This is a genomic window from Nocardia cyriacigeorgica (genome assembly GCF_010858045.1).
GTDB lineage: Bacteria > Actinomycetota > Actinomycetes > Mycobacteriales > Mycobacteriaceae > Nocardia > Nocardia cyriacigeorgica_E.
On the sequence record NZ_JAAGVC010000001.1, the window covers coordinates 400889 to 413232 of the forward strand.

General features: G+C 67.9%; 12 protein-coding genes. 9 read left to right on the forward strand and 3 right to left on the reverse strand.

The features are described 5' to 3' along the window. Positions 1–757: 757 nt before the first annotated feature. Entirely contained in the window at positions 758–1927 is a 1170-nt protein-coding gene (locus GV790_RS01880; protein WP_163809725.1) for an MFS transporter, read from the forward strand. After that, positions 1924–2565, forward strand: a complete 642-nt coding sequence (locus tag GV790_RS01885) for an HAD family hydrolase (RefSeq protein ID WP_163809729.1) — start codon at positions 1924–1926, stop codon at positions 2563–2565. Before GV790_RS01880 ends, GV790_RS01885 begins: the two co-directional genes overlap by 4 nt. A 100-nt stretch (positions 2566–2665) precedes the next feature. Here GV790_RS01885 and GV790_RS01890 read toward each other — a convergent pair whose 3' ends face one another. Continuing rightward, on the reverse strand, positions 2666–3193 hold the full coding sequence (locus GV790_RS01890) for a YybH family protein (RefSeq protein WP_163809731.1): 528 nt from the start codon (positions 3191–3193) through the stop codon (positions 2666–2668). A gap of 347 nt (positions 3194–3540) precedes the next feature. On the opposite strand from GV790_RS01890, the gene GV790_RS01895 reads away from it, so the two are divergent. From GV790_RS01895 to GV790_RS01915, 5 genes are all read left to right on the forward strand, one after another. Then, on the forward strand, positions 3541–6261 hold the full coding sequence (locus GV790_RS01895; RefSeq protein WP_163809732.1) for a helix-turn-helix transcriptional regulator: 2721 nt from the start codon (positions 3541–3543) through the stop codon (positions 6259–6261). Positions 6262–6396: 135 nt separating this feature from the next. Beyond that, positions 6397–7146, forward strand: a complete 750-nt coding sequence (locus tag GV790_RS01900; RefSeq protein ID WP_163809734.1) for an SDR family NAD(P)-dependent oxidoreductase — start codon at positions 6397–6399, stop codon at positions 7144–7146. A gap of 159 nt (positions 7147–7305) precedes the next feature. Continuing rightward, positions 7306–7821, forward strand: a complete 516-nt coding sequence (locus tag GV790_RS01905) for a helix-turn-helix domain-containing protein (protein WP_228815129.1) — start codon at positions 7306–7308, stop codon at positions 7819–7821. Then, positions 7821–8384, forward strand: coding sequence for a DUF6036 family nucleotidyltransferase (locus GV790_RS01910; protein ID WP_163809735.1), 564 nt, complete (start codon positions 7821–7823; stop codon positions 8382–8384). Before GV790_RS01905 ends, GV790_RS01910 begins: the two co-directional genes overlap by 1 nt. A 285-nt stretch (positions 8385–8669) precedes the next feature. Next, positions 8670–9743, forward strand: coding sequence for a fatty acid desaturase family protein (locus tag GV790_RS01915; protein WP_163809737.1), 1074 nt, complete (start codon positions 8670–8672; stop codon positions 9741–9743). Between the two features lie 140 nt (positions 9744–9883). Here the strand turns inward: GV790_RS01915 and GV790_RS01920 are convergent, their stop codons facing one another. Then, complete coding sequence (locus GV790_RS01920; protein ID WP_175585781.1) at positions 9884–10486, reverse strand: CGNR zinc finger domain-containing protein; 603 nt, start codon at positions 10484–10486, stop codon at positions 9884–9886. Positions 10487–10553: 67 nt separating this feature from the next. Here GV790_RS01920 and GV790_RS01925 point away from each other — a divergent pair, with 67 nt between their 5' ends. Next, entirely contained in the window at positions 10554–10943 is a 390-nt protein-coding gene (locus GV790_RS01925) for a RidA family protein (protein WP_163809739.1), read from the forward strand. 280 nt (positions 10944–11223) lie between these two features. Next, positions 11224–11829 carry a dihydrofolate reductase family protein gene (locus GV790_RS01930; RefSeq protein ID WP_163809740.1) on the forward strand — a complete coding sequence of 202 codons (606 nt, stop codon included), beginning with the start codon at positions 11224–11226 and terminating at the stop codon, positions 11827–11829. A gap of 72 nt (positions 11830–11901) precedes the next feature. On the opposite strand, the gene GV790_RS01935 is transcribed toward GV790_RS01930, so the two are convergent. Beyond that, positions 11902–12330 carry a VOC family protein gene (locus GV790_RS01935; RefSeq protein WP_175585768.1) on the reverse strand — a complete coding sequence of 143 codons (429 nt, stop codon included), beginning with the start codon at positions 12328–12330 and terminating at the stop codon, positions 11902–11904. Between the last annotated feature and the right edge of the window lie 14 nt (positions 12331–12344).

A 12344-nucleotide genomic window follows, 5' to 3' on the forward strand; every position in this document is an offset into this window, starting at 1 on the left:
CATTCGCCGGCAGATCCTGCTCACCGCTTGGCGGGACGAGCAAGCGGCGGATCGGACGGACGGACATTTCGCGGCGCTCACCCTCGGTCGCACACGGCCGCGAAACCTGGTCCGCTTCCTCCGCGAGGGCGCCCGGCTCGGCCCGTTCGAAGGGACCTGGAACCCCACCGGCCCGTACGCCGATCGCCTGGCCGCTCTCACCGGTGATATCCGGTAACTGCCGTGCTCGCGGGTCGCACGGTCCCACCGTGGTGCAGGCCAGAGTTCGCCGCGCCGTCCGCCGGCGGGGCCGTAACGAATACGGCGAGCATCGGCGGCGCGCCTGCCGAGATCAAAGCCGCAACGATATTTCGCATTGTTCAACGGAAGATATGAAGTCCGCTGCCGGTCCATGAATTTTTGGCTGCTATGGGATAGCGGGCCGCGAATGCAGTCCGATCCGGTTCGGCGAAATCGGTTCAGCCGCAATTGCCCACGACCACTGAGCGAGGCAACAGCCCATTCGGATCAGAGCCGCGCGTGGTGGATTATGAAGCGGATCACGACGTCTCGTCTCGGATGGTGGGGAGCCGGGTGTGCTGGTAGTTTTCCGAAACGTCGGACGAAACGAATCACTGTGGATTCGCTCCGAAATCCATTCGCATTCTTGCCGCCTACTCCATTTCGGAATGGCGGCCCACACCACTCTGCCCGGTGTCGATTTCTCGGTGCGCAATTCGCCGCGGGAATCGGCGCGCTGCACCCTGTTGGAGCTGTCATGACCATCGTCGGCGCACCGCCGCCCGGAAACCCGCGGACCGTTCCGCGTGCTCTCGCCAGGGACCGCGCCCTCCTGACCGGATACTTCGCCGGGCTCGGCGTCGTCACCGCAGTGTGGGGGACCCGGATCCCGGCCGTGCAGGACGCGGCGGGACTCGACACCGCGGGTCTGGCGGCGGTGCTGCTCGCCGCGGCCATCGGGATGGTCGCCGGCCTGCGGGCCGGCGGGCGGCTCGCCGGCCGGTACGGGCTGCCGGCTCTGTTGACCGGCGGCGGCCTGGGTTTCGTGATGAGTCTGGCGCTACTCGGAACATGCGGCAACGTTGTGGCGGCCGGTGCCGCGGCGCTGGTCTTCGGTACCGCGCACGGGGTGCTGGATGTCGCGGCCAATGCCGCTGCTGTCGACCTCGAGCGGGCGTATCGGCGCCCGATCATGTCGGGCCTGCACGCGGCCTACAGTCTCGGTGCGCTGGGCGGAGCCTCCATCGCCGTCGCCACGGCGCACATGTCACACACCTCTCTCTTCCTCGGTATCGCCGCCGTCGCGATCGTGGCGACCGTGACGGCCGCGCCGATCACCCGCGAGCTCGGCGGTCGGATACCCGACGGCGATGCGGAACCGGAGAGCACACAGTCCCCGGCCGCTCGGATCTGGCTGCTCGGCGCGCTGGCGGCCGCATGCCTGCTCGGCGAAGGTGCTGCCGCCGATTGGTCGGCTGTGCACCTGACCGATCTCGGTGCCTCACCGGCGCTCGGTGCCGCGGCCTTCGCCGGGTACAGCGCGGCCATGGCAGCGGGCAGGTTGGCAGGCGATCGGCTGACGATCCGTTTCGGGGGGCCGAAAATCGTTCGCGCCGGGGCGATCCTGGCCGCTGCCGGACTACTCGCCGGCGTGATATCCGCCGAGATCGCGGTCGCGCTGGCCGGTTGGGCACTGTTCGGTCTCGGCCTGTCGGTCACCATTCCGTCGCTGTTCAGCGCGGCAGGGGCGGGTGGTCCGCGCGCAGTGGCGACGGTGGCGGTGACCGGTTACCTGGGTTTGCTCGCCGGCCCTGCCGCTATCGGTGCCCTGGCGACCGCGACGACCCTGCCCTTCGCCCTCCTGCTGCCCGCGGCCCTCGCCGTGGCCGTGGCTTTCCTGTCCCCACGAGTCCTGGAGAACCGATGACCATCGAACCCCTGCACCAGACCGCGGAACTCGACGCGGTGATCTTCGATTACAACGGTGTGATCGGCCTGCAACCCACCCCGGCCATGTGGGGCGAGCTCGCCGAGCTTGCCGATCGGGCGGACGATCTCGCACGTTTCCAGAGCGCGTTCTGGGATGCCCGCGAACCCTACGATTCCGGCACCCTCGACGACGCCGACTTCTGGAACGCCGTCCTCCGCCACCGCCCGGACCCGGTCCGGCTCGCCCGGCTCCGCGCCGTCGACGCCGCCATGTGGGCCCATACCGACAACCGGGTCGTCGAGCTGCTGCACCGCATCGAGCGTGCGGGACTGCCGATGGTGTTGCTGTCCAACGCACCTCATCCGGTGAGCGAAGCTCTCGACGCCGCCGACTGGCGCACGGTGATGGCCGATGCCCTCTATTCGTGCCGCCTTGGGATGAACAAACCCCACCCCGATACCTACCGAAAGGCGCTCGCCGCCACCGGTGCCGCAGATCCCGGGGCGGTCCTGTTCATCGACGACCGCGCCGACAACTGCGCGGCCGCCGCCGAGGTGGGCCTGCGGACGCTTCACTACACGGGTTCGCCGACGCAGATCGAAGACCGTATCCGCGCGGTGATCGCCACCGTCTGAGGACCGGCACCGGCGGAGCACGGCATGTGCTCGCGTTCACGCGCCGAGGTATAGCCGTCCGGCGGATGCATCCGGCCGTGCTCGCTCGAGTTCGGACCGATCATTGTGGCCGGTCCGGCAGCCGTCTGCGCAGGCCGAAACGAGCGGCCAAGCCGCTGACGGCCAGATGAAAGATCGTCCTGCCGCCCCGGACGGGCGAGTCCTTCTCGGTGGCAACCCAGATCTGGAAGTTCTTCGGGCTGAACGGGATCGAAATGTGCTCGTGTGTGATCGACCATTGACCGTCCGAGCGCCGCAGGCAGACGGTTTCTCGCACCCAGATCGACAGCTCGATGCCGCCCTTGTGCTTACCCGAGTCCAGGTGGAGCATATTCGCGAATGCGACATCACGGTCCGCGACGATGGACAGGTCATGGGTTTCCAGGCCGACAGGACCGTCATAGCCGTCGAACCATCGCACGAAATTGCGGCGCACCTCATCGGTTCCGGTGAACCGCAGCGGTGCGACGGCATCGTAGTAGACGATGTCGGGCGAATAGAACGTCATCAGCCGATCGATGTCCTTCGAGCGCTGTGCCTCGGTCCGGCTCGCCAGCAGCGCCCGGATCTCCCGCTCATTCGACGTCATCATGTCTCCGTTCGAGTTTCCGTCCGCGATCGCCATTCCTGGCGACCGACGCATGGCTTCAGCACTCCGACGACGCGGTCCGGGCGAATGTGAGGCGCCCTCGTGGTCGCTCCGGTCGTGCGGAGTGTCCGGTGGTGGTCCGAGCGCCGTTCGTCATGACCGGGAACTGCTGTTACAGCGAGCATGGTCGGGCGCGCGACGACGATCGCGCTGCCGCCCGGCCCGCTCTCGCGCGGCTGCGGTGGGAACAATCGGCCGATTCCACTGCTCGGCTCTCCGGACCGCCCGGCGCCCATGCGGGCTGGACGACCCCGGTCGCGCCCACCGACCGGGATTATGCTGACCGAATGCTGGTGGGACGGGACGTCGAGCAGGTCGGCATCCGTGACCTGCTGGCCGATGCGATGGCGGGGCACGGCCGTGCGCTGGCTATCCGCGGGGAGGCGGGCATCGGGAAGTCCGCGCTGCTCCGGTACGCCGGTGAAGCGGCCGAGGGCATGCGGGTACTGCGTGGTGTCGGTGTCGAATCCGAGGCCGAATTGGGGTTCGGGGTGCTGCATATGCTGCTGAACCCCTTCACCGATCGGATCGACCGGCTGCCCGGACCGCAGGCGGCGGCCCTGCGCGCGGCGTTCGGCCAGGCGGAGGCGGCCGAGGTCAACCGCTTCCTGGTCGGCGCCGCGACATTGACGCTGCTCGCGGAGTTGGCCGCCGAGACGCCGACGCTGCTGCTCGTGGACGACGCCCAGTGGGTCGATCAGAGCTCCATCGACGCACTGCTGTTCGCCGCCCGGCGTTTCGGCGAGGACGCCGTTGCGATGATCCTCGGGGTGCGTGACACCGCGGTGCCCTTCCCGACTCCTGGCATCGCGAGCATGCGCTTGACCGGTCTGCCCCAGGCCGCAGCCGCCGAACTGCTCGATCGGTACACGCCGGGCCTCACCGTGCCTGGCCGCGAGCGGGTGCTGGCGGAATCGGCCGGTAATCCGCTGGCTCTGCAGGAACTGGGTAGTGCCCGCCGCGCCGCGGAAACCAGCGGGCGATTGGATCCAGGCCATGAAGTCGGCCCGCTGGCCGCCACCTCACGAGTGCAGGAGAGCTTCCGCGCGCAGATCGCCGACCTTCCCGAGGGCACCCGCACTCTGCTGTTGATCGCGGCGGCCGACAGCGGCACCGATATCGGCACGGTGCTCGGCGTCGCCGCCGGCTTCGGATTGTCGGGTGTGGATCTGGAGCCGGCCGAGCGCGCCGGACTGGTGAGCGTGGACAGCGATCGCCTGGAGTTCCGGCATCCACTCATCCGCGCCGCCGTCTACCGGAACGCGCCGCACCATCAGCGGATCGCCGTGCACGAGCGGTTCGCGGTGGCGCTGACCGCGCCGGCGGACGCCGACCGCCGCGCCTGGCACCTCGCGGCGGCCACCACGAAGCCCGATGAGAGCGTGGCCGCTGTGCTCGAGCAGACCGCGCGCCGGCAGCAGGCACGGGGCGGTGCCATGGCGGTCTCGGCGGCATACGACCGCGCCGGGCGGCTGAGCGTGGACCCGGAGCGCAAGGCCAACCGCATACTGCTGGCCGCGCGCGCCGCCTACGATGCGGGCAAACCGGACCGCGCGACCCGGCTGGCCGCCGAAGCCGCCGCGCTCACCGACGACCTCGGAATCATCGCGGACGCAACGCATATCAGAGCCCAGGTCGAATACGAGCGCACCTCGCCCGCCGCGGATGCCGAACTCAGCCTGCGGGCTGCCGAACTGATCGCGGACGTCGATCCCGAACGCGCGGCGTTCTTCCTGGCCGAAGCGCTCTGCTGCGCGCGTGACGCGGCCGACCGTGACCTCCTGCTTCGGGGCACCGAGCTGTTGAATTCCCTTCGGCTTCTGGATGATTCGCCGCTGCGTCCGCACGCGGCCGCCCAGATCGCCTGGGCGGACCTGCTCGGCGGTGCGGCCGCGGCAGCCGTCGAGGTGATGGCCGCGCAAGTCGCTGCCGCGCAGGGCGATACGGTCGATGATCTGCACAAGGTGGTCGCCGCGTTCAGCGCGTTGATGCTGGCCGACGACGCGGCAGCGGCCGCCGTGATGGACGAGATGATCGCGGGCGCGCGTGCGATCGGCGAGCTGCACTGGGTGCCGTACGGGCTCGAAGTGGCCGCGCTCGCGCAGATGTTCTCCGGGGCTTTCGGTGAAGCCAGATCGGCGGTAGCCGAGGGGATCGCGCTCAGCGCGGAGATCGGCATGCCGATCGAGGCGGGCGCACTGCGGGCGATCGAGGTGTGGCTGGCGGCGGTGAGCGGAGAGGAGTGTCGGGCGTTGGCCGGGGAGATCCGGGCGAGTTTGTCCGCGACCCATCGCACACATGCGGCGCTCGCCGAATGGGGAGTCGCCATCGCGGATCTGGCCGCGGGCGACTTCGAGGCCGCGCTCGACCGTCTCGACAGCGTGTGCTCCGGGCCCGCCGCATACGACTTCCTGATTCGCGCGGTCCCCGACCACGTCGAGGCGGCCGTGCGTGCTGGTCGTCGCGAGCGGGCCCGCGATCACCTCGCCGGCTTCGAACAGTGGGCCGAGAGCGTCGGAACCGCCTTGCCGTCGGCGCTGCGATCGCGCTGCCGCGCATTACTGGCGACCGGCGACGACGCTGGTGACCTCTACGCGACGGCGCTGACACAGCACCACAAGCACGGCGGTCCCTACGATCGCGCGCGAACCCAGTTGGTCTACGGCGAGTGGCTGCGCCGCCGCCGCAGACGCTCCGAGGCGCGCACTCAACTGGTCGAGGCGCTCGACACCTTCGACCAGCTCGGCGCCCGGGCCTGGCTGGCGCGGGTGAACGCCGAACTCGCCGCACTCGGCGACCCACCGACCGCGCCGCGGCGCACCGATCCGCTCGCCCAGCTGACGCCGCAGGAAACGCAGGTGGTGCGCCTGGCCGCCGCCGGATACAGCAACAAGGAAATCGGTGCCCGGCTCTTTCTCAGCCCGCGCACCATCGGCCATCACCTGTACAAGGCCTACCCGAAGCTGGGAATCACCCGCCGAGCTGATCTCGCGCAGTTCCGGCTGTAGGCCCGGGCGCCCGGTTACCCATTCGGCCCCGTACACCGCCGCCACACACCAGTCGATCGACCGATGCGGCCGGTCGTACTGTCGACATAGCGTCGCTCGCGTCAGGTTGTCACCGCACACGGAAATGAGACGCACATGCTCCTCGACAACAAAACCGCCGTCATCTATGGCGCGGCCGGCGCCATCGGTTCTGCCATTGCCGCGAGCTTCGCGGCCGAAGGCGCCAACTGCTTCCTGGTCGGCCGCACGGCCGCCACCTTGGATGCCGTGGCCGACAAGATCCGGGCCGACGGCGGCCGCGCGGAAACCGCCGTGGTCGACGTGTTGGACGGGTCCGCCGTCGACGATCACGCCGCCGCCGTTGTCGAAAAGGCTGGCAGCCTGGACATTTCGGTGAATGTGATCTCCCAGGACGCATTGTTCGGCCCGCTCGCCGACCTCCCGGTGGAGGCCTTCGCGAACTCGATCTCCCGGCTGCTCACCTCCCAGCTGAACACCACGAAGGCCGCCGCCAGGCACATGGTCACCCAGGAATCCGGGGTCATTCTCTTCTTCGGCGGTTCCGACTACGCCAGCAAGATGCCCGGACTCGGCAACGTCCAGATCGGCAGCGACACCATCGAGGCGCTGCGCCGGCAGTGGGCCTGCGAACTCGGCCAGCACAACGTCCGCGTGCTCACGCTGCGCACCGGCGGCATCCCCGAAACCCTGCCCGACATCCCGCAAACCGAACCTGCCAAGCAGTCCATGATCGACGCCACCCTGCTCAAGCGTGCCGCCACCCGCACCGACGTCGGCCACGTCGCCGCCTTCGCCGCCTCCGACCGGGCCCGCTCGATCACCGACACGCAGATCGACATCTCCTGCGGCGCCTACGCGAACTGAGCGGGGGATCAGGGCCTCGAAGCACACAGGGGGCGTCGCCTGCAGGTTTCTACGGCGCGCCCCCCTCGGAGATGCAAACGAACCCTTGGGCACTGAAGAGTCGTGCTGGGTGCTCCATAGTGTCTGTTGCTATATAGCATGCTGCGCTATACTAGGTGTATGTCGGATCGGCGTGAAGTTCTTCGTGAGGTGATGCTCGAAACGGGCACCACTCAGTCCGAGTTGGCGCGTGTGAGCGGCATCCGTCAACCCAGCATCAGCCAATTCCTTTCCGGCACGGTGAACATGAGCGACGAACAACTCTCCAGGCTGTTGTCCTGCATGGGGTATTGCCTGGAGATCGTCCGGCGACCGATCACGCCTGAACTCACGCGTTCCGAACACCGGTCATGGCGGCTACACCGACAGCTTTCGACTCACCTGAACCGGTCGACCCTTCAAGCGTGGCGTCCGCGGATCGAACGCAACCTGCAGCGGTTGCGTGACGGAGTCTCCGGGCAGCCTCACACCCGCAATATCGACCGCTGGGAGTCACTGATCGAACGCGGCGATGTGCCCGGTCTCCATCGCGTCCTCACCGGATTGGATCGCGACTCCATCGAGATGCGCGAGGTCTCTCCGATGGGTGGATTGCTGCCGCAGGATGAGCGCGCCGAGTTGCTGCGTGCCGGCTGATGCGCCGCCGCCAGTTGGAGCACGCCATCCGGACCGCGTGCCAGATCATCGGCAAGCCCGAGGTGATCGTCGTGGGCTCCCAGTCGATCCTCGGAACCTACCGCGAGGAGGAACTCCCCGCGGACGCGACGATGTCCATGGAGATCGACATCCTCCCGATCGCCGATGACAATGTCGAGACGGCGCGTCTCGCCGACCTCATCGAAGGCGTCGCCGGTGAGTTCTCACCTTTCGAGGAACTCCATGGATTCAGCATCGACGGCGTCGATCTGGAGACCTCCGCTCTCCCGGCCGGGTGGCGGAACCGGCTGGTCAAAGTCCGTAACGTCAATACGGCGGCCCCGTCCGGCCAGCCGCAGTTCACTGGCTGGTGCCTCGACAAAGAGGACTTGTGCGTAGCGAAACTGTGCGCCCTACGTGAGAAGGATCAGAACTTCGTCACTGCGCTGTTGCAGGCAGGCCTAGTGGATTCGAGGGTGATCGCGGAACGCCTGCCGTCGGTCCCGCAGCGGTACCGGTCAGGAGCCGAGCGCGCGCTCGAGTGGCTGTCCTCCCGGGCGTAGGTCTGCGCGACCGGCCTCGTGTACCGAACGGGTTATCGGGCCTCGGACTGCTCCGGAACGTTGCGGACGTCAGTTCGATCCACGCTGGCGCTCTTGCGCACCGATCTCACACCCCGGCGCTATTCGACGTCATACCAGGGGATTACAGAGGACGAGAAAAGGGCGCATAGCTTCGGAGTAACGACATCGCCGCGCCGCAGGGCCCGCTACGGGCCGGGCGCCGACCGACATCCGACGGTCGGCCGTGCATCGCGCGGGTTGGATCCCCGACTCCGAGGAAGCTCTATGACCACACCTACCTTGTCCCCTCCACGGCCGGCGCGGCGCGGCGTCGCCGGCGGTGACTACGCCCCACTGCTTCGCCGGGTCAGCGAGGCAAGCCTGATGGACCGGCGGCCGGTGTACTACGCGGTCCGGCTCGGTCTCGTCGGGTTCGCCTTCCTCGCCGGCTGGGCGGCATTCGCCCTGGTCGGTGATTCGTGGTGGACGCTGCTGGTGGCGGCGTTCATGGCGGTGACCTTCGCTCAGGTCGCTCTGGTCATGCACGATGTCGCGCACCGGCAGGTCTTCCGGCTGCGTCGCCCGACGGAAATCGTCGGCCGAGTCGTCGGCAATGCCGGAATCGGGTTGGGTTACGGCTGGTGGCAGGACAAACACACCCGCCACCACGCCAACCCGAATCACGAGGAACTCGACCCCGATGTAGCGCCCGACATTCTCGTCTGGTCGCAACAGCAAGCGAAGGCCAGCCGAGGGCTGCCGCGCCTCATCGGCAGGGCGCAGGCGTACCTGTTCTTCCCGCTGCTGCTGCTGGAAGGCCTGAACCTGCACGTCGCGGGCGTGCGCGCGCTCAGAAACCGATCGGTCAAACACCGTGTCCTCGAGGGCGCGCTGCTGTTCGGCCACTTCGCCGTCTACCTGACGGCCCTGTTCGTCGTCCTGCCCGTGGACAAGGCCTTCGCGTTCTTCGTCGTCCACCAAGCGCTGTTCGGGGTGTACATGGGCTGCATCTTCGCGCCGAACCACAAGGGCATGCCGACCTTGACCGGCGACGAACGCCCCGACTACCTGCGGCGTCAGGTACTGACCTCCCGAAACGTCAAGGGCGGCACACTGACCGACATCGCGCTCGGTGGTCTGAACTACCAGATCGAGCACCACTTGTTCCCCAGCATGCCGACCCCGAACCTGCGCCACGCCCAAGTCATCGTGCGCGATTACTGCGCGGAAATCGGTGTGCCATACCACGAGACGGGGTTGATCGCCTCCTACCGTGAGGCGCTGAGGCATATGCATCACGTCGGCGCGCCGCTGCGGGGCGGTCGGAAGGGCGGCCCCGCCGGTCTCCGAGTCGGATGAAACAGGCGCCAGTGCTGCGGGCTCAACGCTTCAATGCTCTCGTGCTGTCTGATGACCGCCGAAATCGACTCCCTGGACCGACCCTCAGATCGAGTAACACTTGTTCCCGGTCCGCCGCGATCGGCGGTGTTCGATCCTGATCACCGCTGTTCGGCCTGGCGGGCGCGTAGGGCGCGAAGCTTGTGCCGGTTGCCGCAGCGTTCCATGGCGCACCAACGGCGGGCGCCGGGGCGGGAGGTGTCCACGAAAACCAGGGGGCAGTTGTCTCCCGCGCATTCGCGGATTCGTCCCGCGAGCGGGCCGGTCAGTAGTTCGATCATTTCGCGGGCGAGCGTCGACAGTGCCTGTGTGGCTCGCACCGGGGCCGCCCATTCGGCACTGGCACCGTCCGTGGCCAGCGCGGGCGTCAGCGGCGTCGCGGCCGCGGCGCGGTTGATGGTTTCGACCGCGCTCGCGGGGAGTGGTCGGCCGTCCGCGCGGGCATGGGCGGCCTCCCAGATCGCTTGTCGCAGGGCCTTCGCCGCGGTCAGCTCGCGGGCGGTCACGGGAGCCGTCGGGAGCGCGAACAGGGGCGGCGCTGCCAACCATTCGGCGAGGTCGTCGGGCTCGTGGAGGCTTTCGAACTTCGCGTATTCGCCCTCACCGCCGGTATGGGCGAAGTCCAGGCAGACGGCGCCGGCGTCGAACCGGAACGACCCGCCCTTGGGGTCGCGCAGCACCCGTCCGGTTGCATTCGCTCGCATGAACCCACTATAACTGGTGTCGTACCGAAACCGCTTTAACAGGTTTCGTCGATCGAGGAGGAAACTCATGGCCGTACGGCACATCAACCCCGAGGGCCTGCATCGCAGCCCGGCCTTCAGCCAGGCCGTCGTGGTGGAACAGCTCACGAAGACGATCTATATCGGCGGCCAGAACGGCGTAGACGCCGACGGCAAGGTTGTCGGCTCCACGGTCGGCGAGCAGTCCCGGCAGGCCTTCCGCAACTTGATCGCCATCCTGGACAGTGAGGGAGCGAGCCTGGCGAACATCGTGCACTGGCGAATCGCGGTGGTGGACGGTCACACGTTCGACGAGGGCGTGGCCGCCTTTCAAGAAGTATGGAACCGGGCGGACCCGCCGCCGGCCATCACCGTCCACGTGGTGGCCGGCCTGAACCCGGGGTGCCTTGTCGAGATCGATGCCGTGGCCGTGGTGTAAACGCCTGCGGGCGAGGTGTTTCGACGGCCACGCCGCAGGCCCGTCTCCAGCTGCGTCAGCCGAGTCGAGCGGTGACGCCGCTGACCGCCAGGTGGACGTGCGTAATCGACTATCGCCCTCGGTCGACTCGGCAGTCGATCGAGCACCACTCGTTCGTGAGCTGCTGTGACCGGAAGCAACCACTCCGGATTTCGGCGTTGCCGACTGCCTCGCGGCGCCACCGATGAGTTTGTGGTTCTCGATCGGTCAGAGCTGGTGACACCGTAGAAAGGACACCACCATGTCGGAGCTTCTCGTCGACTTCATCACCTCTCTCGACGGCTACGCCTCGGGCCAGGGATGGCCCGGTTTCTGGGGCCTCGAGGGCCCCGAATACCTCGCGTGGCTCGGCGAGCAGCCCAAGGTCACCTACCTGATGGGAGCGAACACCTACCGCCTGATGTCGGGCTTCGCCGCCGGCCAGGTCCCGGACGGTCAAGACGAGTTCAGGCCCGAAGAAGAGGCCTCCGTCGACGAGCTCACCCAAGCGCCCAAGGTGGTATTCTCCTCCACCCTCGAGGAGCCACTGACCTGGGCCAACTCCACACTGGTGCGCGACGACGCCGTCGAGGCGGTCCGCGCCATGAAGGCGAACGGCTCGGGCATCCTCAGCACGATCGGCAGCCTCAGCCTGAGCCGCTCCCTGCTCCGCGCCGGACTCGTCGACCGCTTCCGCGTCGTGATGTTCCCCGTCATCACCGGCGCCACGGGTGAAGAACGCATCTACGACGGCTATCCGGACGTCGCCCTCGAGATGACCGACCACCGCACCTTCGACGGCCGCACCCAGCTGGTCGAATACAAGCCCCGCGTGCTGGAGCACCCGCCACTCGGCGGGCCCGCGTGAGGTCTGGCGGCCGCCGGCCGGGAACGTCCGGGCCGGTTTCCCGGGTTCGCGATCCGCTCCGACGCGGGAGATTCAGTAGGTCGGCCAGTTGCCCGGTGTCATGAGCTCGAGGAGGTGCTCGTCGGGGTCGCGAAAGTAGATGCTGCGTCCGCCACGTGCCCAGTTGGTCCGGCCTTCGATCGGGATGTCGTGCGCGATCAGATGAGCTTCCCATTCGCCCAATTGGTCCTCGGAGACGGCGAAGCACACATGGAGCCGACCGCTGCCATCGTGGGGCGGGATTTCGCCGTTCGGCAGGTCCGGTCCGGGCAGCACCTTCGGTTGGAGCGATCCCGCGCGGCGGAACAGCAGCAGCACGTTGTCGCCACCGATATCGAACGCGCACAACGGATCCGCGTCGAGTATCGGTTTCAGATGCAACATCCCGGTATAGAACTCGCGGGCACGATCGAGGTCGTCGACGTACAGCGCGGACTCGATGATCCGATCTAGTTTCGGCACAATTGGCTCCCCGT

Excerpts from the sequence above, each read along its gene's own strand:
- GV790_RS01880 (WP_163809725.1), top strand. The coding sequence starts at position 758 with ATGACCATCGTCGGCGCACCGCCGCCCGGAAACCCGCGGACCGTTCCG.
- GV790_RS01925 (WP_163809739.1), top strand. The coding sequence starts at position 10,554 with ATGGCCGTACGGCACATCAACCCCGAGGGCCTGCATCGCAGCCCGGCC.
- GV790_RS01895 (WP_163809732.1), top strand. The coding sequence starts at position 3,541 with ATGCTGGTGGGACGGGACGTCGAGCAGGTCGGCATCCGTGACCTGCTG.
- GV790_RS01885 (WP_163809729.1), top strand. The coding sequence starts at position 1,924 with ATGACCATCGAACCCCTGCACCAGACCGCGGAACTCGACGCGGTGATC.
- GV790_RS01915 (WP_163809737.1), top strand. The coding sequence starts at position 8,670 with ATGACCACACCTACCTTGTCCCCTCCACGGCCGGCGCGGCGCGGCGTC.
- GV790_RS01930 (WP_163809740.1), top strand. The coding sequence starts at position 11,224 with ATGTCGGAGCTTCTCGTCGACTTCATCACCTCTCTCGACGGCTACGCC.
- GV790_RS01905 (WP_228815129.1), top strand. The coding sequence starts at position 7,306 with ATGTCGGATCGGCGTGAAGTTCTTCGTGAGGTGATGCTCGAAACGGGC.
- GV790_RS01910 (WP_163809735.1), top strand. The coding sequence starts at position 7,821 with ATGCGCCGCCGCCAGTTGGAGCACGCCATCCGGACCGCGTGCCAGATC.
- GV790_RS01890 (WP_163809731.1), bottom strand. The coding sequence starts at position 3,193 with ATGACGTCGAATGAGCGGGAGATCCGGGCGCTGCTGGCGAGCCGGACC.
- GV790_RS01900 (WP_163809734.1), top strand. The coding sequence starts at position 6,397 with ATGCTCCTCGACAACAAAACCGCCGTCATCTATGGCGCGGCCGGCGCC.
- GV790_RS01920 (WP_175585781.1), bottom strand. The coding sequence starts at position 10,486 with ATGCGAGCGAATGCAACCGGACGGGTGCTGCGCGACCCCAAGGGCGGG.